24 protein-coding genes and 1 pseudogene are annotated in these 23562 nt (G+C 62.6%); 3 read left to right on the top strand and 22 right to left on the bottom strand.

Going from position 1 to position 23562, the window contains the following annotated elements; genetic code table 11:
* The first annotated feature begins 224 nt into the window (after nucleotides 1-224).
* Nucleotides 225-1292 carry a uroporphyrinogen decarboxylase gene (gene hemE / locus AC07XZ_RS10730; RefSeq protein ID WP_102686844.1) on the top strand — a complete coding sequence of 356 codons (1068 nt, stop codon included), beginning with the start codon at nucleotides 225-227 and terminating at the stop codon, nucleotides 1290-1292.
* A 71-nt stretch (nucleotides 1293-1363) separates the two neighbouring features.
* Here the strand turns inward: hemE and AC07XZ_RS10725 are convergent.
* The 3 genes and pseudogenes from AC07XZ_RS10725 to AC07XZ_RS10715 all read right to left on the bottom strand — a co-directional run bounded on the left by AC07XZ_RS10725 (nucleotide 1364) and on the right by AC07XZ_RS10715 (nucleotide 4627).
* A pseudogene (locus AC07XZ_RS10725) lies at nucleotides 1364-2007 on the bottom strand (retron system putative HNH endonuclease).
* Nucleotides 2004-3272 carry an AAA family ATPase gene (locus tag AC07XZ_RS10720; RefSeq protein ID WP_102686843.1) on the bottom strand — a complete coding sequence of 423 codons (1269 nt, stop codon included), beginning with the start codon at nucleotides 3270-3272 and terminating at the stop codon, nucleotides 2004-2006. Before AC07XZ_RS10720 ends, AC07XZ_RS10725 begins: the two are co-directional and overlap by 4 nt.
* A 77-nt stretch (nucleotides 3273-3349) precedes the next feature.
* Nucleotides 3350-4627, bottom strand: coding sequence for an MFS transporter (locus AC07XZ_RS10715; protein WP_102686842.1), 1278 nt, complete (start codon nucleotides 4625-4627; stop codon nucleotides 3350-3352).
* 118 nt (nucleotides 4628-4745) lie between these two features.
* Between AC07XZ_RS10715 and AC07XZ_RS10710 the strand changes: the two genes are divergently transcribed.
* Nucleotides 4746-5642 carry a LysR family transcriptional regulator gene (locus AC07XZ_RS10710; protein ID WP_085746425.1) on the top strand — a complete coding sequence of 299 codons (897 nt, stop codon included), beginning with the start codon at nucleotides 4746-4748 and terminating at the stop codon, nucleotides 5640-5642.
* Here AC07XZ_RS10710 and AC07XZ_RS10705 read toward each other — a convergent pair whose 3' ends face one another.
* Entirely contained in the window at nucleotides 5643-6080 is a 438-nt protein-coding gene (locus tag AC07XZ_RS10705; protein ID WP_102686841.1) for an excinuclease, read from the bottom strand. It lies immediately after the preceding gene.
* Nucleotides 6081-6245: 165 nt separating this feature from the next.
* Here AC07XZ_RS10705 and AC07XZ_RS10700 point away from each other — a divergent pair, with 165 nt between their 5' ends.
* On the top strand, nucleotides 6246-6677 hold the full coding sequence (locus tag AC07XZ_RS10700) for a type II toxin-antitoxin system PemK/MazF family toxin (RefSeq protein ID WP_256584382.1): 432 nt from the start codon (nucleotides 6246-6248) through the stop codon (nucleotides 6675-6677).
* Between the two features lie 209 nt (nucleotides 6678-6886).
* Here the strand turns inward: AC07XZ_RS10700 and AC07XZ_RS10695 are convergent, their stop codons facing one another.
* The 18 genes from AC07XZ_RS10695 to AC07XZ_RS10610 are packed head-to-tail and all read right to left on the bottom strand — an operon-like array spanning nucleotide 6887 to nucleotide 23561.
* Entirely contained in the window at nucleotides 6887-7327 is a 441-nt protein-coding gene (locus AC07XZ_RS10695) for an excinuclease (RefSeq protein ID WP_102686839.1), read from the bottom strand.
* Nucleotides 7328-7347: 20 nt separating this feature from the next.
* On the bottom strand, nucleotides 7348-8583 hold the full coding sequence (locus AC07XZ_RS10690; RefSeq protein WP_085611127.1) for a beta-ketoacyl-ACP synthase: 1236 nt from the start codon (nucleotides 8581-8583) through the stop codon (nucleotides 7348-7350).
* Nucleotides 8583-9311 carry a 3-ketoacyl-ACP reductase FabG2 gene (locus AC07XZ_RS10685; RefSeq protein ID WP_085746428.1) on the bottom strand — a complete coding sequence of 243 codons (729 nt, stop codon included), beginning with the start codon at nucleotides 9309-9311 and terminating at the stop codon, nucleotides 8583-8585. Before AC07XZ_RS10685 ends, AC07XZ_RS10690 begins: the two co-directional genes overlap by 1 nt.
* Nucleotides 9304-9768 carry a hotdog family protein gene (locus AC07XZ_RS10680; RefSeq protein WP_085746429.1) on the bottom strand — a complete coding sequence of 155 codons (465 nt, stop codon included), beginning with the start codon at nucleotides 9766-9768 and terminating at the stop codon, nucleotides 9304-9306. The genes AC07XZ_RS10685 and AC07XZ_RS10680 overlap by 8 nt, the downstream gene beginning before the upstream one ends.
* Nucleotides 9765-10961 (bottom strand): beta-ketoacyl-[acyl-carrier-protein] synthase family protein, encoded by a 1197-nt coding sequence (locus AC07XZ_RS10675; RefSeq protein ID WP_102686838.1) that lies wholly within the window; start codon nucleotides 10959-10961, stop codon nucleotides 9765-9767. Before AC07XZ_RS10675 ends, AC07XZ_RS10680 begins: the two co-directional genes overlap by 4 nt.
* On the bottom strand, nucleotides 10958-11440 hold the full coding sequence (locus tag AC07XZ_RS10670) for a hypothetical protein (protein ID WP_102686837.1): 483 nt from the start codon (nucleotides 11438-11440) through the stop codon (nucleotides 10958-10960). Before AC07XZ_RS10670 ends, AC07XZ_RS10675 begins: the two co-directional genes overlap by 4 nt.
* Nucleotides 11440-12165 carry a class I SAM-dependent methyltransferase gene (locus tag AC07XZ_RS10665; RefSeq protein ID WP_102686836.1) on the bottom strand — a complete coding sequence of 242 codons (726 nt, stop codon included), beginning with the start codon at nucleotides 12163-12165 and terminating at the stop codon, nucleotides 11440-11442. The genes AC07XZ_RS10670 and AC07XZ_RS10665 overlap by 1 nt, the downstream gene beginning before the upstream one ends.
* On the bottom strand, nucleotides 12162-13409 hold the full coding sequence (locus AC07XZ_RS10660) for an NAD(P)/FAD-dependent oxidoreductase (RefSeq protein ID WP_102686835.1): 1248 nt from the start codon (nucleotides 13407-13409) through the stop codon (nucleotides 12162-12164). Before AC07XZ_RS10660 ends, AC07XZ_RS10665 begins: the two co-directional genes overlap by 4 nt.
* Complete coding sequence (locus AC07XZ_RS10655; RefSeq protein WP_102686834.1) at nucleotides 13396-14556, bottom strand: cation:proton antiporter; 1161 nt, start codon at nucleotides 14554-14556, stop codon at nucleotides 13396-13398. The genes AC07XZ_RS10660 and AC07XZ_RS10655 overlap by 14 nt, the downstream gene beginning before the upstream one ends.
* Nucleotides 14553-16892, bottom strand: a complete 2340-nt coding sequence (locus tag AC07XZ_RS10650; protein ID WP_102686833.1) for an MMPL family transporter — start codon at nucleotides 16890-16892, stop codon at nucleotides 14553-14555. The genes AC07XZ_RS10655 and AC07XZ_RS10650 overlap by 4 nt, the downstream gene beginning before the upstream one ends.
* The gene (locus AC07XZ_RS10645) at nucleotides 16876-17478 is read right to left on the bottom strand and encodes an outer membrane lipoprotein carrier protein LolA (RefSeq protein ID WP_102686832.1); all 603 of its coding nucleotides are present in this window, start codon (nucleotides 17476-17478) and stop codon (nucleotides 16876-16878) included. The genes AC07XZ_RS10650 and AC07XZ_RS10645 overlap by 17 nt, the downstream gene beginning before the upstream one ends.
* Complete coding sequence (locus AC07XZ_RS10640) at nucleotides 17475-17900, bottom strand: acyl-CoA thioesterase (protein ID WP_085746436.1); 426 nt, start codon at nucleotides 17898-17900, stop codon at nucleotides 17475-17477. Before AC07XZ_RS10640 ends, AC07XZ_RS10645 begins: the two co-directional genes overlap by 4 nt.
* Nucleotides 17893-19437 carry an HAL/PAL/TAL family ammonia-lyase gene (locus tag AC07XZ_RS10635; RefSeq protein ID WP_074689588.1) on the bottom strand — a complete coding sequence of 515 codons (1545 nt, stop codon included), beginning with the start codon at nucleotides 19435-19437 and terminating at the stop codon, nucleotides 17893-17895. Before AC07XZ_RS10635 ends, AC07XZ_RS10640 begins: the two co-directional genes overlap by 8 nt.
* A complete protein-coding gene (locus AC07XZ_RS10630) occupies nucleotides 19418-20365 on the bottom strand; it encodes a lysophospholipid acyltransferase family protein (protein ID WP_102686831.1) in 948 nt (315 codons plus the stop codon). Before AC07XZ_RS10630 ends, AC07XZ_RS10635 begins: the two co-directional genes overlap by 20 nt.
* Nucleotides 20362-21096 (bottom strand): glycosyltransferase family 2 protein, encoded by a 735-nt coding sequence (locus AC07XZ_RS10625; protein ID WP_102686830.1) that lies wholly within the window; start codon nucleotides 21094-21096, stop codon nucleotides 20362-20364. Before AC07XZ_RS10625 ends, AC07XZ_RS10630 begins: the two co-directional genes overlap by 4 nt.
* Complete coding sequence (locus AC07XZ_RS10620) at nucleotides 21089-22768, bottom strand: acyl-CoA synthetase family protein (RefSeq protein WP_102686829.1); 1680 nt, start codon at nucleotides 22766-22768, stop codon at nucleotides 21089-21091. Before AC07XZ_RS10620 ends, AC07XZ_RS10625 begins: the two co-directional genes overlap by 8 nt.
* Complete coding sequence (locus AC07XZ_RS10615) at nucleotides 22765-23310, bottom strand: COG4648 family protein (protein WP_085746440.1); 546 nt, start codon at nucleotides 23308-23310, stop codon at nucleotides 22765-22767. The genes AC07XZ_RS10620 and AC07XZ_RS10615 overlap by 4 nt, the downstream gene beginning before the upstream one ends.
* Nucleotides 23307-23561, bottom strand: a complete 255-nt coding sequence (locus AC07XZ_RS10610; RefSeq protein ID WP_007947135.1) for an acyl carrier protein — start codon at nucleotides 23559-23561, stop codon at nucleotides 23307-23309. The genes AC07XZ_RS10615 and AC07XZ_RS10610 overlap by 4 nt, the downstream gene beginning before the upstream one ends.
* Nucleotide 23562: the final 1 nt, after the last annotated feature.

The raw sequence follows: 23562 nt of genomic DNA, 5'->3' as shown, positions 1-23562 counted from the left end.
CTGTGGGAGCGAGCCTGCTCGCGATGGCGGTGAATCAGTCACCAGACGTATTGGCTGACAATCCGCTATCGCGAGCAGGCTCGCTCCCACAGTTGTTTCTCGCTGTTGCTGATGCCCCGTATTTATTGCGACAAATTGACCCGATAGACAAAAGGCTGACCTGCATCCGTGCCTTTTGCGTCGCGCTCTGAGAAAATGCCCGCACTTTTTTTCCGGATGCCGACATGACTGCCCTGAAGAACGACCGTTTCCTCCGCGCCCTGCTCAAGCAACCCGTAGACGTCACCCCTGTGTGGATGATGCGCCAGGCCGGCCGCTACCTGCCGGAATACCGCGCCAGCCGCGCCCAGGCCGGTGATTTCATGAGCCTGTGCATGAATCCGGAATTCGCCTGCGAAGTCACGCTGCAACCGCTGGACCGCTATCCGCAACTGGACGCGGCGATCCTGTTCTCCGACATCCTCACCATTCCCGATGCCATGGGCCAGGGCCTGTACTTCGAGACCGGTGAAGGTCCGCGCTTCAAGAAAGTCGTCAGCACCCTGGCCGACATCGAAGCCCTGCCGATCCCGGATCCGCACAAAGATCTCGGTTATGTGATGGACGCGGTCAGCACCATCCGCCGCGAGCTGAACGGCCGTGTACCGCTGATCGGTTTCTCCGGGAGCCCGTGGACCCTCGCCACGTACATGGTCGAAGGCGGCTCGTCGAAAGACTTCCGCAAGACCAAGGCGATGCTCTACGACAACCCGCAAGCCATGCACCTGCTGCTGGACAAGCTGGCGCAGTCGGTGACTTCTTACTTGAACGGCCAGATCCAGGCCGGCGCGCAAGCGGTGCAGATCTTCGATACCTGGGGCGGCAACCTGTCGGCGGCGGCGTATCAGGAATTCTCCCTGGGCTACATGAAGAAAATCGTCAGCGGCCTGATCCGCGAGCACGACGGTCGCAAGGTGCCGGTGATCCTCTTCACCAAGAACGGCGGGCTGTGGCTGGAAAGCATCGCCGACGCCGGCGCCGACGCACTGGGTCTGGACTGGACCTGCGACATCGGCAACGCCCGCGCCCGCGTCGGCGACAAGGTCGCGCTGCAAGGCAACATGGACCCGACCGTGCTTTACGCCAAGCCGGAAGCGATCCGCACCGAAGTCGGGCGCATCCTCGCCAGCTACGGTAAAGGCAGCGGCCACGTGTTCAACCTCGGCCACGGCATCACCCCGGAAGTCGACCCGGAACACGCCGGCGCGTTCCTGCGTGCGGTGCATGAGTTGTCGGCGCAGTATCACGAGTAATCGGCGCTCAGCGCTAAAGGTAGAAAACAAAAACGCCCGGCTTATGCCGGGCGTTTTTGTTTGCGATGGGTTTAGCGTCCGAGGAGTTGTTCGGCGTAGCGGGCGATGATGTGGTCGAAGGGTTTTTGATTGGGAATCGCGGTATTTCTGATCGCCGTCACCAACCGCTCAAGCTCTTCCTCGCTGATTTGCATGACGAACTCATCATCGAAGAGGCGGCGGATTGTGTCCTGCCGTCGATTTTTGAGGTAGGGGATGTGTAGCGCCAATACCTCGATCATCTTTGTGGCGGGAAGGTCGTCAGAGTCCTTTGGCTGGATTTCGCCGGTTCGCAGATATCGGAAGCGCTGTTCACAGTTCTCGTCAGTGGGAGAAATGTGTTGGTTTTCGTCGAACCAGTTGCCCTTCTTATGGCCGCAGTGCAACGGATTGCCGGGCTTGGTTTCTCGCAGGCAGGAGGCATGAAGGTTGTGAAACTTCAACGCCAGCTCTTCGAAATGCTCTTGAGGTCTGAAGTGCTCGATATGGCTGGTCGAGGCATCTATTTCCCGGCCGCAATAACAGCAGAAAAAGCCTTGCTCCTTAAGCAGGGCATTATGCAAATCGCGTTTTTGCGGGTTTTGTAGCGTTGGGTAAGTTGGGCTCCACTCGTCGTTCGCCGAGTTTTCCAATCTGTAAATGAAGCTGGTTCAGTTCCTTTGAGCACTCGCTTCATTTGCCGAGAATCTCCTTGCGCCTGATCAGTGCTTCGGCGCCGGCGAATTCCGGTAGGTCGGGGGCTTTCTTTTTCAGCGCCTCAAGCTTTGATTTTGCTTTTTCGAGGTCGTTGTCTTCCAACGTGGAAAAAAGCTCGGACAGCAGATCTTCGATTTCTGGTTCGCGCTGCGTAACGCCCATTACCTCTTCAAGCACGCTACTGGAATCCAGACCGTAGGTGACCCGCGGATGAGTAGGATCCCCGTTGTGCAACACGATGACTTCCTCAGGCTTCAGGCTGCCGATGATTTGTGGGGAATGGCTTGCGGCGATGAACTGGACTTTGGGGAATGCCTGTCTCAATGCCGGGGCGATGCTGCGTTGCCAGGCCGGATGCATATGGATATCCAGTTCGTCGATGATCACCACGCCGGAGGTGTTTTTCAGAACGTCCTTACCCATGTGGGGGTTGAGGATGCACATGCGGCGGGCGATATCGGCGAACAACGCAACCATCCCGCGCTGACCATCGCTAAGCTCATTGAAAGGAGTGGTCTTTCCATCCAGGTCGATCAACAAGCTTTGCAGCCGGAGGTCATAGCGAAAATTTTGTGCGTGGGGAATAGCGCGCTCGATCGCAGTGTTTACCCAGTAAAGTTCGTCGTCGAACTCAAGTGACTGGGTGTTGGAATCAAGGAGGTTCTGCATCCGTTCGAGCGTTCTACCGATTAACCAACTTTCAAATTCTCTGAGATCCGCAACTGCATCGAACCAGTTAACGTAGGCATCGAAGCGCGAGACGCGTTGTTTCGCGGCGAACTCAGCAGATACTCCTACCCCTTGCCAGCGGCGATTGGAGCGATAGAAAGCAAGCACAGGCAAATCGACTGGAATGGCCAGGTTGATTTTCTGTTTTAGTTTGTCTATCTCGGCGTCGAATACTGAATCTACAAGATGGGGCAAGTCTTCTGCATCTCGTTTCAGGACCCAGTCTGTAGTTCCGAAGAAACTGCCTATGCCATGTACCAGTAATGGGAACTTGCGCTCAAAGCGGCTTCTGTTTTCAAAACGATCTATGACAAAGCGAATGTCTTCATTTTTTATAGAGGTCTGACTTGGCTTCATGGCATTGCCGAGTTCGATGAACGAAACGGCAACCGCCTGCAACAACGAACTCTTCCCGCTCCCATTAACCCCCACCACCAGATTAAACCCTGGCTGAAAGTCGAACGTGGCATCTTCGTAGCAACGAAAATTCTGAATGTGGAGACGGTCCAGGCGCATTCTGGCTTCCTTTACCAAAGCAGGCGAATGCCGTCAGTGTACCTTGGCCCGTGATTACCGCTAGGGCGCAGTTGTCGCTAAACCTTTTCGCCACCACCCAGCGGCGGCAGCTTCGCCAGCTTCAACGCCACCAACAGCGCCACCAGCAACAGCGCGCCGATGAACAGGCCGATCCCGTTCCATCCCGCCATGTGCCAGAACACTCCGCCGGCCGTCCCGGCGATGCTCGACCCGGCGTAATAGCTGAACAGGTACAACGACGACGCCTGGCCCTTGGCCTTGAGCGCCCGGCGGCCGATCCAGCTGCTGGCGACCGAGTGCGCGGCGAAGAAGCCGAAGGTGAAGATCAGCATGCCGATGATCACCAGCGGCAGCGGTGTGAACATGGTCAGGGCGAGGCCGGCGAACATCAGCGCGATGGTCGCCCACAGCACTTTGCGGCGACCCAGTTTGTCGGCCAGCGAACCGATTTTCGCCGAGCTGTAGATACCCGACAGGTACACCACCGACAACAGTCCCACGAACACTTGATCCATGTGGTACGGCTCGGCCAGCAGGCGATAACCGATGTAGTTGAACAACGTAACGAACGCGCCCATCAGCACAAACGCCTCAAGGAACAGCAGCGGCAGACCGGCATCGCGAAAGTGCATGGTGAAGCCGTCGAGCAGGCTGCGCGGGTGCAGCGAGCGGGAGCGGAAGTTGCGCGACTCCGGCAGGATCTTCCAGAACACCGCCGCCGCAATCAGCGCCAGCCCACCGATCACCATCATCGCCGTGTGCCAGCTGACGAAGTCGATCAGCACACCGGTGATCAACCGCCCGCTCATGCCGCCAATCGCGTTGCCGCCGATGTACAGACCCATCGCCAGACCGATGTGCTGCGGATGGATTTCCTCGCTGAGATAGGTCATTGCCACCGCCGCCAGACCGCTCAATGACAATCCGATCAGCGCGCGCATGATCAATACGCCGTGCCAGCTCGGCATCATCGAACTGGCGATGGTGCACAGGGCCGCGGCAAACAGCGCGGCAACCATCACCGGTTTGCGCCCGACCCGATCGGAAATCGGGCCGGTGATCAGCAGACCGAACGCCAGCATGCCGGTGGCCACCGACAGGATCAGGCTGCTCTGGGCCGCGTTGATCGAATATTCGTGGGACAGCAGCGGCATCATCGGTTGCACGCAGTACAGCAGGGCAAAGGTGGCGAAGCCGCCGCTGAACAGCGCTAGCACCGTGCGCATGAACGCGGGCGTGCCTTTCTCGATGTAGATCTCTTGCAGTTCGGTCAGCACATCGTCCGCCGCAGCGGGCGGGACTTCATGGGCCAGTGGAGCGACGGCGGTTTTCACATCAGACCTCGGAGGGCGCGGGCAGGCAGGCAATGAAAAAATCATATAGCTGGCTAATGTTTCTATCCAATATATTGTTCGACCTGTTTGATAGCTTTCACGACCTAATGGGGTGTTCATGGAATTGCGTCATCTGCGCTACTTCATCGCCGTCGCCGAAGAACTGCACTTCGGCCGCGCCGCACAGGTGCTGGGCATCTCCCAGCCACCGCTGAGCCAGCAGATCCAGGCACTGGAACAGGAAGTCGGCGCGCGACTGTTCGAGCGTACCAATCGTCGGGTCGAGCTCAGCGAGGCCGGGCGGTTGTTTCTGGAGGAAGCGCGGCTGGTGCTCGCGCAAGTCGATAAAGCGGCCGACGTGGCCCGTCGCGCGCAACTCGGCGAACTGGGTGAACTGAAGATCGGCTTCACCTCGTCGGCGCCGTTCAACTCGACCATTCCCCAGGCGATATTTTCCTTCCGTCAGCGTTTCCCGGCTGTGCACCTGAACCTGCGCGAGATGAGCAGCACCATGGTGGCCGATGCGTTGGTGGACGAATCGATCGAGGTCGGCATCATGCGCCCGCTGGGCCTGCCGGATTCGCTCAGCGTGGTCGAACTGATGCGCGAGCCGCTGGTGGCCGTGCTCAGCTCCAAACATCCGTTGGCGCAGGGCTCTGAAGAGGGGCTGTTCCTCTCGGCGCTGGCTCTGGAGCCGTTTGTGTTCTTCCCGCGCAGCTACGGCAGTGGTCTGTATTCACAGTTGATCAGTCTGGCCCGCGATGCCGGGTTCAGCCCGCACTTCGCCCAGGAGGCCGGCGAAGCCATGACCATCATCGGTCTGGTGGCAGCGGGTCTGGGCGTGTCGGTCATGCCGGCGTCGTATCAGCGGATGCGCATCGACGGCGTGGTCTACCGACCGCTGCTCGATCCCGAAGCCGTGACGGCGGTGTGGCTCGTGCAGCGCAAAGACCAGAAATCACCGATGGCCAAGGCGTTTGTCGAACTGCTCACGCGCAAGCTTGAAGCCGGTTGATCAGGGCAGCCGCACCAGATCACCCTTCAACGCCACTCGCGTCACAAACACCCCGGCCCGACATTCGTAAGTGTTCAGATCCTTGCGCACATGCTGGTCGTAGTAGCTGACGATGTTGGTCACCGCATTCGCCCCGACACGCTTGGCCTCGGCTTGCAGCGCAATCAGGTTCGACTGCAACACCCACTCGCACGAGTCGTGATCGCTCTTGTTGAAACCGTTGGTCTTCAAGTCACTGACCACCCCGCGCTGCAACAACCGCTGAGTCCCCTGAGGCCCGTTGCCGACCAGATAAAACTTCACACTGCCATCCAGCCGCCCGGCGCGCATTGCATCCGACACGACTGTTTCGAACGGCATGTACATCAGATTGGTGGCGTGGCTGGCACTGGGGAGCAGGCCGAGAAGGGCGGCGGTGATCAGGGCTTTCGCTTGCATGGTCGTCTCCTTGACGGTGAAAGAGAACCGCGAGTACTTGACCGACCGGGCTCGCCGTTCCGGCAGGCACTGTGTATTGGCCTGTTTGAGCGAGTGTAGTTGTGGTGAACAGGTTTGGTTGGCTCGACTCCGTACATTTCGAGTAACGGAACTGTCGTAGGGAATATGGCCGTTGTTGCGCAAAATCAGTTCTTTTTCAAACGAGTGTCACGGATGCCACTTCGATATCAGCCTAAGGAGGGCAGCGTTTTGATTTGCGATTTCAGGGGTTATGAAATCCCCGAGATGGTCAAAGTCAGACCTGTTGTTGTGATACGTAAACATAGAACCAACAGCCTGTTGGTAACAGTGGTGCCGCTAAGTACTACCGCCTCTGATTGCATGCTCGGGCACCATCTCGAACTTGCAAGTCACCTTCAGGGAGCCAGCCCGACCTGTTGGGCAAAGTGCGACATGATTGCCACGGTCAGTCTCTCGCGGCTTGATCGGATCAAAAGCCGGGATCGGCAAGGCAAGCGCATTTACCTGATCTCACATCTTGCAACAGACGAGTTTCACGCCATTAAAACTGCGGTCAGACGGGCGTTGGGACTGTGATGGCAACGGAAGTGGCGCATCGAAGCCAAATGCCAGCCGTTGCTCGGCATGAGGTTTCAGGCAATACTGCCGGCGTTCCCGAAAGGGGCTTGTGAGACTCTGAGGATCCTGGGCAACCAGCCATCGCAGAGCCAGACAGGTGAGAGGCGATGACAAGCCAACCTGTTTGTGAAAGGGCGCCGAAAGGCGCCCTTTGTCGTTTCCGGCCGTTACTGAACCGTCGCCAGATCGCCCTTCAACGCTACGCCCGCCATGATGGCGCCCGCGTGGCATTCGTAGGTTTTCGCATCCTTGCGCTCGTTGCTCTTGTAGAAGCTGACGATGTTGGTCACGGCGTTGGCGCCGGCGTTTTTTGCGGCCTGGTGCAGGCTGATGATCGCCGATTGCACGACCCACTCGCAGGCTTCCTGGTCGGTCTTGTTGAAGGCGTTGGTCTTCTTGTTGGTCACGGCGCCGGGGCTGACGACAGTGACCTTGCCGGCCGGGGCGTTGCCCGCCAGATAGAACTTCACGCTGCCGTCGATCTTGCCGGTGCGGGTCGCTTCGGCGACGGCCTTGTCGAACGGCAGGTACACCGCCGTGTCACGGGCCTGGCTGACGGCCGGCATGGCGCAGATGATCAGGGTGGCAGCGAGTTTCTTGAAGTGCATGGAGGTCTCCTTGACCTGGATTAATTCGGTTGGGGCCAGCGACGGAAAATCAGCGAGGTGTTGACCCCGCCGAAAGCGAAATTGTTGTTCATCACGTATTCGTGGCTCATCTGCCGGAATTCGCCGCGCAGGTAGTCGAGCTTGCCGCAGTGCGGATCGACTTCGTCGAGGTTGAGCGTGTGCACGTACAGGTCGCGGTTGAGCATCTCGATGCTGAACCACGACTCCAGCGCCCCGCAGGCGCCGAGGGTGTGGCCCAGGAAGCTCTTTTGCGAACTGATCGGCATGCGTTCGCCGAACAGCGCACTGGTGGCCAGAGTTTCGGCGACATCGCCCTGTTCGGTGGCGGTGCCGTGGCCGTTGACGTAGCCGATGACGTCCGGCGCCAGGCCTGCATCTTCCAGCGCCAGTTCCATTGCCCGGCGCATGGTGACTTGTTCGGGGCGGGTGGTGTGCTGGCCGTCGGCGTTGCTGCCGAAACCGACGATTTCGGCGTGAATGTGCGCCCCGCGTGCCAGGGCGTGTTCCAGTTCTTCAAGCACCAGCATGCCGCCGCCCTCGCCGATCACCAGACCGTCGCGGCCCTTGTCGTACGGGCGTGGCGAGGTGTGCGGCGCGTCGTTTTTCAGGCTGGTGGCGTACAGCGCGTCGAACACCATGGCTTCGGTCGGGCACAGTTCTTCGGCGCCACCGGCGAGCATCAGCGGCAGGCGTCCGAACTTGATCGCCTCGTAGGCATAACCGATGCCCTGGCTGCCGCTGGTGCAGGCGCTGGAGGTCGGGATCAAGCGGCCAGTGAGGCCGAAGAAGATGCTGATGTTCGCTGCCGTGGTGTGCGGCATCATCCGCACGTAGGAGTTGGCGTTGAGGCCCTCGGCCACCGAGTTGAGCAGCATGTTGCCGAACGCCTTGATCTCGTCGGTGCTGCCGGTGGACGAACCGCAGGCCACGCCCATGCGCCCGTCCTTGATCGACTCGTCGCCGAGCAGGCCGGCATCGGCCAGCGCTTTTTCCGCCGCGCCGACGGCCAGCCGCGAAACACGGCCCATGCTGCGCAGCTGTTTGCGGGTCCAGTGCGCCGGCACCTGGAAATCATCGATGGGCCCGGCCAGGCGTGTGTTGAGTTCGCTGAAGCGATCCCACTCGTCCATCCGGCGAATGCCGCTGCGGTTGGCGGCGAAATTGCCGGCGATGGTGTCCCAGTCGCTGCCCAGCGAGGTAATGCCGGCCATGCCGGTGACGACAACGCGCTTCATCAGCACAAGCCTCCGTTGACCGCCAGCACCTGGCGGGTGATGTACGACGCTTCCGCCGACATCAGGAAATTCACCGCACCGGCCACCTCTTCAGGCGTGCCCATGCGTTGTGCGGGGATCATTTTCATCAGTTCTTCCACCGGCACGTTTTCATCCAGCATCGCCGTGTCGATCAGGCCCGGCGCAACGCAATTCACCGTGATCTTGCGCTTGGCCAGTTCGATCGCCAAGGCTTTCGCGGCGCCGATCACGCCCGCTTTCGACGCGCTGTAATTGACCTGGCCACGGTTGCCGATCAGCCCCGAGACTGAGGTGATGCAAACGATGCGACCCGCGGCGCGGCGGCGGATCATCGGCATCATCACCGGGTGCAGGACGTTGTAGAAACCGTCGAGGTTGGTGCGCAGCACCACGTCCCAGTCGTCGTCGCTCAGTGCCGGAAAGGCGCCGTCGCGGGTCAGGCCGGCATTGAGCACCACGCCGTAGTAGGCGCCGTGGGCTTCAACGTCGGCTTCGAGGATGGCTTTGCAGGTTTCGCGATCCGCCACGTCGAATTGCAGGATGCGCGCGGTGCGGCCGAGCGCTTCGACTTCGGCTTTCACTGCTTGCGCTTCCGCTACGCCGCTGCGGCAATGCAGGACGATATCGTGGCCGGCACTGGCCAGGCGCAGGGCAATGGCGCGGCCGATGCCACGGCTGGAGCCGGTGACCAGTATTGATTCAGTCATCGTTCGACTCCTTGGATTGCTCTAGATAGTCCGCTGCCTGGGGCGGGCGGAACACGTTCAGCCGGGCGCTGGCCTCGATGCCGGGCGCGTTGATATGGCATTCAAATACGCCCATGCCGTTGTCGTCTTCCAGCGAGCGCAGGCCATGGATGGTCAGTTCGCTGCCAACCGGAAAGGCTGCGACATTGCATTCGAACTTGCGTGTGCCGAGCAGAAAGCCCAGCTCCACCGGGTTGCCTTTCTGCCGCGCATGGCAGCCGGCGAACGCGGCGACGCTTTGTGCCATCAACTCGACGCCGACCCAGGCCGGCAGGCTGCCGTCGGGCAGGCTGAACAGGCCGCCGGGCCGGACGGTGAGGGTGGTGTGGATCTGTTCGTCGTCAAAGCTCAGGATCCGGTCGATCAGGATCATGTCGCCAGCGTGGGGCAGCAGTTCGGCGAGCGGCCAGTGGCTCATGGGGCGTCTCCGATAATCAGGCTGACGTTATTGCCACCGAAGGCAAACGAGTTGCTCATCAGGTAGCGCGGTGCAATGGACGCCAGGCGCTCGCTTGCGGTCACCCACTTCAGCGCTGGCAATGCCGGGTCGGCCTGGCCGTCCCAGATGTGCGGCGGCAAGGCGTGGTCGGGGTTGTCGGCACTCAGGCTCAACCAGCAGAACGCCGCTTCCAGTGCGCCGGCGGCACCGAGGGTGTGGCCGGTCATCGGTTTGGTCGAGGAACACGGCACGCCTTCGGCAAACAGCGCGTCGACGGCCAGGCTTTCCATGGCGTCGTTGTGCTGGGTCGCGGTGCCGTGCAGGTTCAGGTAGCTGATGTCACCGGCCTGCAAGTGGGCTTGATCGAGGGCTTTTTGCATCGATTGCAGCGCGCCACGGCCGGTCGGCTCCGGTGCGGAAATGTGGTGCGCGTCGGAGCTGGCGCCCGCGCCGAGCAGGGCAATGCCCGGCCCTGCACCGCGCTCTTTGCTCATCACGAACAGCACCGCCGCTTCGCCGATGTTGATGCCGTTGCGGTTGGCGGAAAACGGATTGCAGCGCTCGTCCGAGACCGCTTCCAGCGCACTGAAACCGTTGAGGGTCAGTTTGCACAGGCTGTCGACACCGCCGCACAGCACCGCGTCGCACAGGCCCAGATCGAGCAGGCGTCGGGCGCTCATCAGCGCGCGTGCGCTGGAAGTGCAGGCGGTGGAAATGACATAGGTCGGGCCGCTCAGTTGCAGCCAGTCGGCGAGGAAATTCGCCGGGGCGCCGAGTTCCTGTTGCCGGTAGTCGTAATCGGCCGGGAACTGCTGGTCGCGAATGTAGTGCGCCAGGCCACGGCTGGCCTCGTCGATGCCCGAAGTGCTGGTGCCGAGCACCACGCCGATGCGCTCGCGGCCGTAAGTCTGGATCGCGTGCTCGATGTCATCGCGAATCTGCAACGCGGCTTCCAGCAACAGTTGATTGTTGCGGCTGCGCTGGTCGGCCAGCGCTTCGGGAATCGGCGCCAGATCGCCGTGCACGGCGGCCACCGGCAGCTCGCGCTCCGGCACCCAGCCGGACTCGCGGCGCATGCCCGAGCAGTCGCCGGCAAACAGGTTGCGTGCCACGGCTTGCTTGTCGCGCCCCAGGGCGCAGATCACGCCGAGGGCATTGAGGTAGGCGGTCATGACGTCGGTTCACCGAGTGGCGTTACGCGATAGTGTGGGCCTTGTGGCAGGTTCAATTCGAAGCTCAAGGGTTGGGTGTAACGGATGTCCCAGCGCGCCGGCAGGGAACGTTGGCCGCCCTGTTGCTGCGCGCCGGGGTAGTTGCGCGACAGCTCGCCCGCGGGGGTCAGGGCGAACAGCAGCGCGGCGAACAACTCCCGGGCTTCCGGGTTGGGCGGCAGCAGGCCGTCGGCTTGCCAGTGCCCGTCGATCAACTGCTGACGCGCCTGGGGAATGCCCAGCGGATCCATCATCGACCAGCGGATGCCGGGCCCTTCGCGCTGGATCACCAGCAACCAGTCTTGCTGTTGCCCGGCCAGGTGGCGCTCGATATGCAGCTGCATCGGCAGCGGGAGGCTCGGGTTGCCGGCCGGCAGCGGCGCCTGACTGGCACAGGCACCGAGCAGCAAAGCGCAGGCGAGCAGCAGAACACGCAACATCAGACAGCCTCGTTCAAGGGTTTGCGGGCCACCACGTTGACCAGGGTTTCTTCCCGCTGGCCGAATGGTTTTGGTTTGTGCAATCCAAAACGTTCGAGCAGACCGAAATCCTTCGACCGGCTCCACCACAGATACGGGTACGAAACGTTCTGTTCGCCGAACTCGAAACCCTGCTGGCGAATCATCTCCAGGTACTGCGCCGCGCTCTTTTGCACGTGCATCGGATGGCGGAACAGCCAGCGAATCACCCACGTATCAATGTAAGCCTCGGTGGACTCGGCGAACAGCAGATAACCGCCCGGCTTGAGCACCCGATAGAACTCGGCCAGGGCCTTTTCCTGCTCCACCAGATGATGGAAGGTCTGGTGACAGAACAGCAGGTCGACGCTTGAATCCGGGACATTCAAAGTCGCGCAGTCGCTGCCGATCAGCTCAACGTCGAAGCCCTGACGCGCGGCCTCGGCGGCGCTCAATTCCAGGCTGTGCGGATCGGCATCGACGCCGATCAGGCGCTGTGGCGCGAACGTCTGGCGCAGGTGGCCGAACGACTTGCCCTGACCGCAACCGGCATCCAGTAGCACCGGACTGGCCGGCAACGATTCGCTGAACAGTCCGCGCAGATCGTTGATCGCCACGCGCAGCACATGGTGTTGCCAGGTGTGGCTGCGCAGGAACCAGAAGCCGAAGCGGGTTTCCTCGACGTAGTTGTCGCTCAGGTAATTCATGTGTCGTCCCTTGCACAGAGTTCGGAGATCGTCTTCAGCCGACGGCGCGCTTCACTGACGAACGGGTTGCGTTCGTCCCAAGCGTAGCCGGCGAGGATCGAGCAGATCATGCGGCGAATTTCCGGCGAGCCTTGCTCGTGGAAAATCACGTCCTGGAAAGTGCCGGCGTACCAGCCTTCGACGTAGCAGCGGAAAGTGTCGACCCCGCGTTTCAGCGGCTCGGCAAACTCCCGTTGCCAGTCCACGGTTTCGCCCTGCAACTGTCGGTGCAGCACAGCGGCGGCCATGCTCGCCGAACGCATGGCAATGGTCACGCCCGAGGAGAACACCGGGTCGAGAAATTCGGCCGCGTTACCCAACAGCGCAAAGCCTGGGCCGTGCAGGGTTTTGACGTTGGCCGCATAGCCGCCGAGAGTGCGCGCCGGGGTATCCCACACGGCGTTTTTCAGCACCTTGGCCAGGCTCGGGGTTTCGGCGATGAAACCGCGCAGGCAGGCGTCGAGGTCGGTGTCGCGACCTGCGAAATGTTCAGCGGCAGCCACCACGCCCACCGAGCAGCGACCGTTGCTGAACGGGATCGACCAGAACCAGATATCGCGGTGCTGCGGGTGGGTGGTGATAAGGATCTTCTCGCGGTCGAAACCGGGATGATCAATGTGGTCTTCAACGTGAGTGAAGACGGCCTGGCGAACCGGGAAATTCGATGGTGCTTCCAGGTCGAGCAAACGTGACAACACGCGGCCGTAACCGCTGGCATCGAGGACAAAGTCGGCTTCGACGCGGTACTCGCTGGCGTCTTCGCGGCGCACATTCAGCTGCGGTCGCGGGCGTTCGAAATCGACGCTGACAATCGCGTCGCCGTAGCGGATTTCCGCGCCCTGCAATGCCGCCTGATCGGCCAGCAATTTGTCGAAGTCGGCGCGTTGCACCTGCAGCGTCGTGGGCTTGCCGGCGGTGAAGGTGTCACCAAAATCGAAGGCGCTGTAGCGCTCGCCCCAGGCGAATGCCGCGCCGTTCTTGCGCTGGAACCCGGCGGCATTCACCGCCTCGAGCATGCCGGCTTCTTCGACGAAATCCAGGCAATGGCAGAGCAGGCTTTCACCGATGGAGAACCTCGGGAAATGCTGGCGCTCGATCACCAGCACGTCGTGCCCCTTGCGCTTGAGCAATGCGGCGGCGATGGCGCCGGAGGGGCCGGCGCCGATGATCACGACCTGACGGGATTCCATTTCAACGATTGGCACGCGAGCTCCTGGGTACGGCAATAGGGTTCAGTGACGCCCGGTGCAGGCCGATGAAGGCCGGCAACAGCGTCGCGATCAGACCCATCAGCATCAGCGCAAAGTACAACGCCGGGCTGATGAGTTGTTGTTGCAACAGCAGGTTGAGAAAGACGATTTCGCTCAATCCGCGAATGTTCAGCAGCACGCTTTCGCGCCAGCGACTGGCGCCTGCGAACGACGCGCCGGCCCAGCCGAGGCCGAGCCAGTTGCCCACGATTTTGCTGGCGACCGGCAACAGCAGCAGCGCTGCCCATTGCCCGGCGCCGAGGCTGGCGAGGGCGCTGTGCACGTCGATCTGGACGATGCCGAAAGTCAGGATCAGCGGAATCGCGACCCACGTCTGCAAGCGGTTCATCCAGTGCGCCGGGATCGGCAATACCAGTGGCACCTTGAGCGCGGCCATGCACAGCAGATAGCCGATGCCGAAAATCAGCGCGTTGAGTTTGTAGTGTTCGGCCAGCACCAGCAGCGCAAAAAAACCGAGGCTGTAGGTCAATGGCCGGCGTATGCCGAATACCCGCAGCAGCACCGGCACGCAGGCCATCCCCAGCGGTATCAGCAGACTGCTCAGGTGCAGGCTGCCCTGGGCGAGGCCGAACAGGGTCCAGCAGGTCAGGTCGATCAGGATCGCGGTCTGCACCAGACGCCGGGTGGCGGCGGGCGGGTAGTCGATGTGGCGCAGGTACAGGTACAACACCGGGATCGCGGTGATGGCGAACACCAGACCGATCGCCAGCGAGTTGATCCACGGCTGCGTCGGCAACAGCCAGTACGCCGTCGCCAGGCCGCAGGTGAACGGCACGGCGAAACTCGGCAGGGCGATCTTCACGCTCTGACGGTCCAGGCGCAGGTCGATCACGTCGCTGAGGATGTGCCCCAGCAAGAGGGCGAAGCTCAGGCTGTAGAGGTTTTTCAGCCAGCCCGGCGCGATCAGTTCGGCGCCGTTGAGTTGCCAGCCCGGTTCGATCCAGAAGTACATCAGCAGCGGCAGGCCGAAGCTGGCCAGCAGCAATTGACTGACGATCGGGATCAGCCCGAAATGCCGGCCGACCCGGGTGGCGACGAAAAACAGCGCCAGGGCCATCAGCCAGAAAGTCACCACCATCATGCTGAAGGCTCCGTGACGGCAACTGCGTGGGCCTGACGCCCGGCCCACGGCGCGAGCATGAAGCTGAACGCCAGACCGAGGCTCACCGACAGGCCGAAGTTGCTCACCGCCGGGGTGCTCGACACCGCCAGCAGGCCGAACGACAGCCAGGTTGTGGCGGCCGCGAGCAAAGTGCCGAGCAAGCTGACGGCCGCGCCGCCGACCTGTTCGCGCATGAGGATCGCGTAGTCGACGCTGATCGCCGTTACCAGCAGCAGGCCGAACAGGCTGAACAGGGTCAGCGGCTGACCGAGCCAGCCCAGGCTGGCGAGGCTGCACAGCGCAGCGAGCAGCGGCAGGGCGACGATTCGCAGGGCGCCACCAAGACCGAACGGCAGCATCAGCACCAGCACGATCAACACGCAGGACGCGAGTTTCAGCTCAGCGGCGCTGATCTGGGTCTGGGCGAACACCTTGTTCAGATCGCCGAGCCGGTCCACCAGCATCACGCCGGGCAGGTCCAGCGCCTGCACCCGCAGCAGCGACGGATTGTTCAGGCCTTGCAGGCTGACCATCGCTGCCACGCCGTCCTCGGTCGGCCCCAGCCACAGCGTGCGGTACGGCTCGCCGAGGGGGCCGGCCAGTGCTGCATCGATGTCCTCGGCGGGCAGGGCCTGCAACTGTTGCAGTTCAGTTTGCAGCGCCGCCAGCGGCACGCCGACTTCCAGCAACGGCTGCCAGAACTGCGGCAACTTGCTCAGCGCTTCACGCACTTGTTGTTGCTGAGCCGGCGGGCTGACCAGTTGATTGAGCGCCAGATAACCCTGCAACTTGTCGAGGTTGACCAGTTGATCCAGCCGCTCGCTCAGGGCCGCTTGCCGTTCCAGCAATTGCTGCTGATCGGCGGCGCGCACCAGGAAGAACTGGCTGGTCGGCTGGTAGCCGGTAATCCGCGCAATAGTCTGCGCCTCATCAGTCAGACGTTGCGGCGCGCCGACCCACTGGCGAATGTCGTTCCTGCTCTCCAGTTGCAGCAGGCCACCGACGCAGAAGGCGATCAGCAGGGCCAGCAACACCGGCGTCCTGACGTGATCGAGCAGGGTTTCCCGCAGTCGCACCAGACGCTCGGCCAGTTGCAGCGGCCATTGCGCCGGGCGCAGTTCGACGTTTTTCAGCAGCGCCGGCAGCAGGCACACCGCCGACAGGTAGGCGCCGAGCAAACCGGCGGCGGAGAACACCGCGATCTGGGTCAGCGCCGGGAAAGGCGTCCAGGCCAGCGCCAGGTAACCGATGGCGCTGGTGATCAGGCTCAACGTCAGCCCGGACAGGGTCAGGCGCAACGCCGGCCAGCTGTGCCAAGGTTTGAGACTCCAGCTCTTGGACAGGTAGTGCAGCGGGTAATCCACCGCCACGCCGATCAGACTGGAACCGAGCACCAGCGTCATCACGTGCATGTGCCCGAACAGCGCCACGCAGGCCACCGCACCGAACAGCATGCCGACCAGCACCGGAATGAACGCCAGCAGCACCCGCCAGCGGCGGAAGGCGAGCAGCAACAGCAGCAGAATGCCGATGGTGGCGCCGCCGCCGACCCAGGTCATTTCCCGGGTCGCCTGCTGCTGACCGTTGGCGGCGTACAGCAGGCCGCTGGCGGCCAGCAATTGCACGTCGGCACTCGCCGCTTGCTCACGGCTGTGTTGCAGCAGGGCGGCGACTTGCAGCGGTTGATTCATGTCGAAGGCGCTGCCGGTGGTGCGTGCGCGCAGCAGCACCCAGCTCTTGCCGTCGGCGTCGGCGATCAACGCGCCGCTGCCGATGTCCAGTTGCACCGCGCCATGTTGCGGCTGGCTGTTCTGGATGCGCCCGGTCAGGCCCAGCCAGTCGTCCTGACTCGGCACCAGACTGAACCCGGTGAACGGGTCGAACAGTGCCTGTACCCGTTGCTGGATAAAGGCGTCGGGATGTTCTATCAGCAGTTGTCGGTCATCCGCCGAGAGCATCGCCAGCCGCCCTTGCAGCAACTGCGTGCGCAGGGCCGGCAGGTCGGCTTGCAGGTTCCACTGGACCTTTTCGAACAGCCCGCTGGCCTGCCATTGCTCGCCCAGGGTCTGGGCCATGGCGACCGCTTGCTGGCGATCGGCGTGACCGACCAGCACCAGCATGTCGCGGTTGAGCGGCTCCTGCATGCGTTGTTCGGCGCGCAGTTCGAGGGCGTCCGGGTGGGTGCCGGGTACCAGTTCCATCAGGTTGGCCGACAGCGGCGCACCGTCGCGCCACTGCCAGGCGCCCAGTGCGACAACCGCCAGCAGCAGGATCAGGAACAGCCAGGGCAGCCTGCGTTCACTCGGCAAAGTCATGTTGCTCCGCGTCGCTCAGAGGTTGGCCGGCGGTGCTGTCCTGCATGCGCAGCACGGTGCTGTCGCCCTGGGTTTCCAGCAGTTCGATGGTGTTCACCAACGCGCCGCCGCTGATGTTGATCTGATTGAAGACCTGCTTGAGCAGCACCGAGCGCGGGGTCAGGGTCAGTTGCCATTTCTGCGCATCGCCGCTCAGGGCCAGTTCGAAATCCCGTTGCAGACCGCTGCTGTCGCCTTGCAGCACCGCCAGGAACAAGCGGTTCTGCTCGGCCCCGGCGCTCTTGTTCGGCAGCAGTTGCCAGCCGGTGGCGTCACGCCGGGCGATGCCCTTGGCGCTGATGCGGTAATCCTGTTGCAGCGGGGATTTCAGCAGCCACAGCAGGCCGTGGTTTTTGGCGAGGACAAAACTGCCTTTGCTGATCAGCGGCTGGGGCAGGGCGCGCAGGTGTTTTTCCTGGATGAACTGGCCGTGGATCACGTCCGGTTTCGCCAGTTGCTCGCTCAACTGTTGCAGGTCGAAGGCGTTGGCCAGCGACGACAACGTCAGCAGCGTCATGGCTCCGATGGATTTCAACAACACATTCATCGCAGCATCCTTTCCACGGCATCGGTGAAGACTTTCGGCGAGGCCAGTTGCATCTCGCGACTGCTCATCTCGACGGCGACCTGCACCGAGCTGGCGCGGGTCAGGCGTTCGCCGGTCTCGGCATCGGTGATCAGGTAGTGAATCTTCAGACGGTTTTCCCACTCCACCAGACTGGCGCGCACGTTCAGCCGCTGACCGAACACCGCGCCGCGCACGTAGCGCAGTTGCAGGTCGATCACCGGCCAGGCATAGCCCGAGTCGACCATCTGGTTGTAGTTGTGGCCGATCTTGTCGAGCAGTGCACAGCGCGCCACTTCCAGGTATTTCACGTAATGGCCGTGCCAGACGACGTGCATGGTGTCGACGTCAAAGAACGGCACGAGGATTTCCGTATCGGCGTGAAGCACTCCGGCACTACGCATGCAGCCTCCAGTGTTGCTCGGCGATGCGTTGCAGGCACAGGCGCAATTCACCTTCCAGGGCACGGTCTTCGATCACCGGCGGGAAGTCCCGGGCCAGTTGCTCGTGCATGGCGGCCAGCGATGGCGGCAGTGGTCGTGCATCTTCATCGCGGCCGCGCAGCCATACGCCTTGATTGGCCGCCAGCAACGTGGCGGCGGCGACCTGTTCGGTCAGCTCCAGCACACGAATGGCGTCGCGGGCGGCGATGGTGCCCATGCTCACCTTGTCCTGGTTGTGGCACTCGGTGGAGCGCGAGAATACGCTGGCCGGCATGGTGTTTTTCAACGCTTCGGCGGTCCAGGCACTGGCGCCGATCTGCACGGCCTTGAAGCCGTGGTTGAGCATCGCGCGGTCGGCGCTGGCGCCGGACAGGTTGCTCGGCAAACCGTGGTTGTAACGCTCGTCCACCAGCAGCGCGAGTTGTCGGTCGAGCAGGTCGGCGACGTTGGCCACGAGGTTTTTCAGGCTGTCCATGGCGAACGCGATATGTCCGCCGTAGAAGTGCCCGCCGTGTAGCACGCGCTCGGCTTCGGCGTCGATGATCGGGTTGTCGTTGGCGCTGTTGAGTTCGGTCTCGATGAACGAACGCAGCCAGTTCAGGCTGTCAGCCAACACGCCCAACACATGCGGTGCACAGCGCAGTGAGTAACGATCCTGCAAACGGTGCAGCGGAGCGGTCGGTGCGTCGATCGCCAGATCCTTGCGCAGCCACGCGGCGACCTGCATCTGCCCCGGATGCGGCTTGGCGGCGAACAGGCGCTCGTCGAAGTGTTCAGGATTGCCTTGCAGCGCCACCACGTTCAGCGCGGTGATGCGGGTGGCCAGTTGCAGCAGGTAATCGGCGCGGGCGTAAGCCAGGCAGGCCAGACCGGTCATCACGGCGGTGCCGTTCATCAATGCCAGCGCTTCTTTCGGGCGCAGCACCAACGGTGTCCAGCCCAGTTCGCGGTGCACATCGGCAGCCTGGCGGCGTTCGCCACGGAACATCACTTCACGCTCGCCGGACAGGGTCGCGGCGACGTAGGACAGCGGCGTCAGGTCGCCGCTGGCGCCCACCGAACCCTCTTCAGGAATCAGCGGTAAAATGTCGTGTTCAAGAAACGCATGCAGGCGCTCCAGCAACTCGATGCGCACCCCGGACACGCCGTGGCACAGCGACTGCAACCGCGCCGCCAGCACCGCACGGGTGGCCTGGGCGTCGAGCAGTTTGCCCAGTCCGCAACCGTGGAACGTGTAGAGATGACGCGGCAGCGCCTCGACGTGATGCAACGGCACCGCGACCACGCAGGAGTCGCCGTAACCGGTGGTCACGCCGTAGATCACGCCTTCCTTGTCCAGCAGCGAATCGAGGAACCGCGCGCCCTTGGCGATGCGTTCGCGATAAGGCGCGTCGCTCTGCAACTGCACGGGCGCCTGACGGTTGGCCAGGGCCAGCACGTCTTCGATGCGCAAAGGGCGTTCGCCGAAGGTGACCGGCTCAGGAGTTGGCGTTGTCATCGGTTTTCCAGAATGGGTAAAAGTTGAACCATTGGCACGGTGCTTCGAGGCAATAGTGACTCAGGCGTTGCGCATAGCGGGTGGCCCACTGATGAATGACCTGTTCGCGCTCGCGGCGTGACCACACCACGGCGTCGGCGAACGGCTCGAGAGTCAGGCGGTAGTGTCCGTCTGGTTGCTTGAGGCACATCAGCAGGTTGACCGGACATTTCAGCAGGCCGGCCAGCAGCCACGGCCCTTGCGGAAATGGCGCCGGGTGGCCGAGAAAGTCCACGGTCACGCTGCGCCCGCCAGGCAGCGGCACGCGGTCGCCGGCAATCGCCAGCCACTCGCCGCGCTCCAGCCGTTCGTGCAGTTGCAGCATGATCACCGGGTCCAGCTCGCTGACCTGGATCAGTCGCAGGTTGGTCGCCCCGGCCTCGCCCAGCAGACGATTGAATTGCTCGGCGTGCTTGGTGTGCACCAGCACGTTCATCGTGACCTTTTCGCCCAGCTCCGCCAGCGCCCGGCACACTTCGAGGTTGCCCAGATGCGCGCCCACCAGCATTTGCCCGCGACTGCCGCGCAACTGATTGCGCAACAGCGCCGGGTCGATGATTTCGATCTGCTCGATCTTCAGCTTGCCGTTCCACACGTCGAGCTTGTCGAGCAGCGAATCGGCGAATGCCATGAACTGGCGGAATACTCGCCACCGGGTCGGGCGCAGTTCGTGGCGACCGCTCCAGTCGGCGAGGCGCTGCTGATACTGCCAGGCACTGCGCCGCGCAGTGCGGCCGAACAGGAAAAAGTACAGGACGATGCCGTACAGCAACGGACTCAGCAGGCGTCGACCAAGGACCTTGGCGGCGAACGCGGTGAATTTCATCAGCAGGAAACTGCCGCGCTCTTCGCGGTCGGCCCAGTGCTTCTTGTCGGTCTCGACGGTCATGCGCGCCACCGTCGCCAGAGGATCACGGGCAAGCGCAGCAACATGCCGAAGAACAGGCGCGTGTGCATGCTCGAGATCAGCACGTTGTCGTAGAACAGGCGAAAGTGCGACACGCCGTCCAGCGGGTAATGCACGCTGGTCTGCAACCAGCGCATCGGCTGATTGCGCCACGCCAGGCGCACCAGAATGTCCGAGTCGAAATCCATGCGCTTGCCGATCCGCGCCGAGTCGATCACGCCCAGCGTCGGTTCCAGCGGATACACGCGGAAGCCGCACATCGAGTCGCGAATCTGCAGCGACAGGGTGTTGATCCACACCATCACGTGGGTCAGGTAGCGCGCATACAAACGGCCCTTGGGCACGCTGGCGTCGTACAGCGGATAACCGCAGATCAGCGACTTGGGGTGAGCGCGGGATTCTTCGATGAAACGCGCGACATCCTGCAAGTCATGCTGACCGTCGGCGTCGACCTGCAAGGCATGGCTGAAGCCGAGCCGCGCGGCTTCACGCAGACCGGTCATCACCGCGCCGCCCTTGCCCTGATTGGCAGTGAGGCGCACCAGATGAACCCGCTCGCGCTCGGCCAGCGCGTCCAGCACCGCCGCGCAGGATTTGCTGCTGGCGTCGTCCACCAGAATGCACGGCAGATCCTCGGCGAGCAGGGCGTCGACCACCGTGCCGATGGCGGTTTCGTGGTTGTAGACCGGGATCACTGCGCAAGGATTATGCATCGCCAGTCCCCAGCAGAATCCGCCCGCTGGAGCAGGTGGCGGTGTCGTTGCGATAGGCGAAATACAACTTGCCGCGCTCCGGGTCGAAGCGCAGGTGCAACTGGATTTCATCGCCGGGGCGCACCAGTTGCTGGAATTTCAGGACTTCCATGCCGGCGAACGCGCCGGGCAGGTTCAGCAGTTGCCGACCCAGGTTCAGCGCCCATTCGACCTGCACCACGCCCGGCAGTACCGGGGCCTTGGGGAAGTGGCCGCTGAAGTAGGCCAGATCCGGCGGAACGCTCAATTGCAGGTTCCATTCGCCCTCGGTTTCGGCCTGCTCCAGGATTTCCGGTGTTTTTGGCCGTGGCGCCAACAGCAAGGCTTCGACGTCGGCTTGAGGCAATTTGCCCTGTGAGGTCAGCGGCAGTTGTCGTAGCAGACGCCAGCGGCGGGGCAGGGCCAGGGCTTCGCAATGGTCGCCGAGATGACGGCGCAAGGTTTCGGTCAGGCTGCGTCGACCATGTTCGCGCAAGGCAAACAGGCCGGATTCGCTGAGCACCAGCAGGGCGCCGAGGGACGCGCGGTTTTCCTGCACCACGCCCAGACGCGCTTCGGCGACCCAGTCGTGGGCTACCAGCGCCTGTTCAAGCATCGGCAGGGAAATACGTTTTTCTTCGAGTTTGACGATCCGGTCGAGCCGCCCGAGCAATTCAAAGCGGCCATCGGCCTGAATACGCGCCGCATCGGCGGTGTGTTCGACATGCCCGGCGGGCAGGTAGGGCGAAGCGATCAGCAAGGCGCCGTCGCTGTCCTGGCTCAACTCGACGCCGGCAAACGGCTGCCACAACGGTTCGCCCTGACGCCAGGCAATGCCGCCGGTTTCCGAGCTGCCGAGGATTTCCGTCGGCCACTGTCCCAAGCGTTGATGCAGGCTTTGTGCGGCGTCAGCCGGCAGTGCGCCACCGGACGAAAACACCCGGCGCACGACGCTCAGGGCTGGCCAATCGAGGTTGTCGCCCATGCGTTTGAGCAGCGCCGGACTGGCGACCCAGACGAAGGCCGGGTGCTCGCGGCTGGCGCGTTGCAGGTCTTCCGGGAAGGCCAGTTGCTTGCGCAGGAACGGACGCCCGGCGCACAGCGGCCACAGCACACGAAACAGCAAGCCGTAGATGTGCTGGGTGGCGACGCTGCCGAGGATGCAGGCTTCACCCAGGTCCGCGCCCCATAGTTGCTCAAGGGCTTCGACTTCGTTGGCCAGTTGGCGCAGGGATTTGTCGATGCGCTTGGGCTCGCCGCTGGAGCCGGAGGTGCACAGGCTCAGGCGGCACTGGTCGAGATCCAGTTCGGCAGCGGGCAGGGGAGGTTGCAGCAAATCGCTCAGACGAGCGTCACCGGCCTGATCGGTCAGCCACAGATCGACGTCGTTCGACCAGCGCTGGCGGGTCTGCGCTTGCAGATCAGACGGCAGCAACACGCTGACGCCGGCACGCCAGGCGCCGAGCAGGGCGACGGCCAGGTCGGCGGCATCTTCCAGATGTACCGCCAGACGTTGCACGCCGCGCGCTTGCAGACCTGCCGCCAGGCTCAGGGCCTGTTCGCACAGTTGTGCATGATCGAATGCCGGTGCGCTCGTTACCGTGCGCGCCGGCAGGGCCTTGAGCAACAGCTGCTCAAGTTTTATCCAGTTCATGGGCGACCTCTTACCCGTTGTCGTATCAGCCATTCAATGGCAAACATCAGGCCGATCAATCCGTAGGAGATCAGGCCGGTGTACAACATCCACCAGTTCAGCGGCGCCCACAGTGTCAGCAGGGCGGCGCACAAACCGTTGCAAAAGAAAAACACGCTCCAGGCCACGGTGACCTGGCGGGTGTAACGAATCGCCTTGGGCGGCAGTTGCGGTTCACGCAGGCGAGCCAGACGCTCGACCATCGGCGGGCCGTATTTCAGGCTCAGGCTGAACAGCACCAGCATGAAGCCGCTGATCAGCACCGGGTACCAGCGCAACAGCAAAGGGCTGTCGAACACCGCCAGCAGCAGGCAGAACACGATCGCCACGCCGGCCATCCACAAACTGCCGGGCTTGCGTTCGCCGGTCAGCGCCCGGGCCAGCCACAGGCCGCCCAGCAGCAGGCCGAACTGCCATGGCGCGAAATGCTCCATGCCGAAATACACCGCAAAGGGATACAGCAAGCCTGCCAGCAGCAGGCCGAGGCCGATCAGTCGGCTCATGCGGCCGGTTGAACCAGACGGTAGACCGCCTCGACCACGTCGCTGACGGTGCGCACCGACTTGAATTCCTCGGCGGCGATTTTCTTGCCGGTCTGGCGTTTGATGTGATCGATCAGGTCGACGGCGTCGATGCTGTCGATTTCCAGATCCTGATACAGGTTGGATTCCAGGCTCACGCGAGCCGGGTCCAGTTCGAACAGCTCGACCAGGGCATCGCGCAGGGTGTTGAAGATGTCGTCACGAGTTTGCATG

The organism is Pseudomonas sp. GW458-11-26-14-LB4, assembly GCF_059423925.1.
The sequence above is the reverse complement of the archived record's forward strand: the minus strand, read 5'-3'. Positions and strand labels throughout refer to the sequence as shown.

What these genes read in the sequence shown, in the direction of transcription:
- hemE (WP_102686844.1), top strand. Translation starts at nt 225, where the DNA reads ATGACTGCCCTGAAGAACGACCGTTTCCTCCGCGCCCTGCTCAAGCAA.
- AC07XZ_RS10720 (WP_102686843.1), bottom strand. Translation starts at nt 3,272, where the DNA reads ATGCGCCTGGACCGTCTCCACATTCAGAATTTTCGTTGCTACGAAGAT.
- AC07XZ_RS10710 (WP_085746425.1), top strand. Translation starts at nt 4,746, where the DNA reads ATGGAATTGCGTCATCTGCGCTACTTCATCGCCGTCGCCGAAGAACTG.
- AC07XZ_RS10705 (WP_102686841.1), bottom strand. Translation starts at nt 6,080, where the DNA reads ATGCAAGCGAAAGCCCTGATCACCGCCGCCCTTCTCGGCCTGCTCCCC.
- AC07XZ_RS10700 (WP_256584382.1), top strand. Translation starts at nt 6,246, where the DNA reads ATGGCCGTTGTTGCGCAAAATCAGTTCTTTTTCAAACGAGTGTCACGG.
- AC07XZ_RS10695 (WP_102686839.1), bottom strand. Translation starts at nt 7,327, where the DNA reads ATGCACTTCAAGAAACTCGCTGCCACCCTGATCATCTGCGCCATGCCG.
- AC07XZ_RS10690 (WP_085611127.1), bottom strand. Translation starts at nt 8,583, where the DNA reads ATGAAGCGCGTTGTCGTCACCGGCATGGCCGGCATTACCTCGCTGGGC.
- AC07XZ_RS10685 (WP_085746428.1), bottom strand. Translation starts at nt 9,311, where the DNA reads ATGACTGAATCAATACTGGTCACCGGCTCCAGCCGTGGCATCGGCCGC.
- AC07XZ_RS10680 (WP_085746429.1), bottom strand. Translation starts at nt 9,768, where the DNA reads ATGAGCCACTGGCCGCTCGCCGAACTGCTGCCCCACGCTGGCGACATG.
- AC07XZ_RS10675 (WP_102686838.1), bottom strand. Translation starts at nt 10,961, where the DNA reads ATGACCGCCTACCTCAATGCCCTCGGCGTGATCTGCGCCCTGGGGCGC.
- AC07XZ_RS10670 (WP_102686837.1), bottom strand. Translation starts at nt 11,440, where the DNA reads ATGTTGCGTGTTCTGCTGCTCGCCTGCGCTTTGCTGCTCGGTGCCTGT.
- AC07XZ_RS10665 (WP_102686836.1), bottom strand. Translation starts at nt 12,165, where the DNA reads ATGAATTACCTGAGCGACAACTACGTCGAGGAAACCCGCTTCGGCTTC.
- AC07XZ_RS10655 (WP_102686834.1), bottom strand. Translation starts at nt 14,556, where the DNA reads ATGATGGTGGTGACTTTCTGGCTGATGGCCCTGGCGCTGTTTTTCGTC.
- AC07XZ_RS10650 (WP_102686833.1), bottom strand. Translation starts at nt 16,892, where the DNA reads ATGACTTTGCCGAGTGAACGCAGGCTGCCCTGGCTGTTCCTGATCCTG.
- AC07XZ_RS10645 (WP_102686832.1), bottom strand. Translation starts at nt 17,478, where the DNA reads ATGAATGTGTTGTTGAAATCCATCGGAGCCATGACGCTGCTGACGTTG.
- AC07XZ_RS10640 (WP_085746436.1), bottom strand. Translation starts at nt 17,900, where the DNA reads ATGCGTAGTGCCGGAGTGCTTCACGCCGATACGGAAATCCTCGTGCCG.
- AC07XZ_RS10635 (WP_074689588.1), bottom strand. Translation starts at nt 19,437, where the DNA reads ATGACAACGCCAACTCCTGAGCCGGTCACCTTCGGCGAACGCCCTTTG.
- AC07XZ_RS10630 (WP_102686831.1), bottom strand. Translation starts at nt 20,365, where the DNA reads ATGACCGTCGAGACCGACAAGAAGCACTGGGCCGACCGCGAAGAGCGC.
- AC07XZ_RS10625 (WP_102686830.1), bottom strand. Translation starts at nt 21,096, where the DNA reads ATGCATAATCCTTGCGCAGTGATCCCGGTCTACAACCACGAAACCGCC.
- AC07XZ_RS10620 (WP_102686829.1), bottom strand. Translation starts at nt 22,768, where the DNA reads ATGAACTGGATAAAACTTGAGCAGCTGTTGCTCAAGGCCCTGCCGGCG.
- AC07XZ_RS10615 (WP_085746440.1), bottom strand. Translation starts at nt 23,310, where the DNA reads ATGAGCCGACTGATCGGCCTCGGCCTGCTGCTGGCAGGCTTGCTGTAT.
- AC07XZ_RS10610 (WP_007947135.1), bottom strand. Translation starts at nt 23,561, where the DNA reads ATGCAAACTCGTGACGACATCTTCAACACCCTGCGCGATGCCCTGGTC.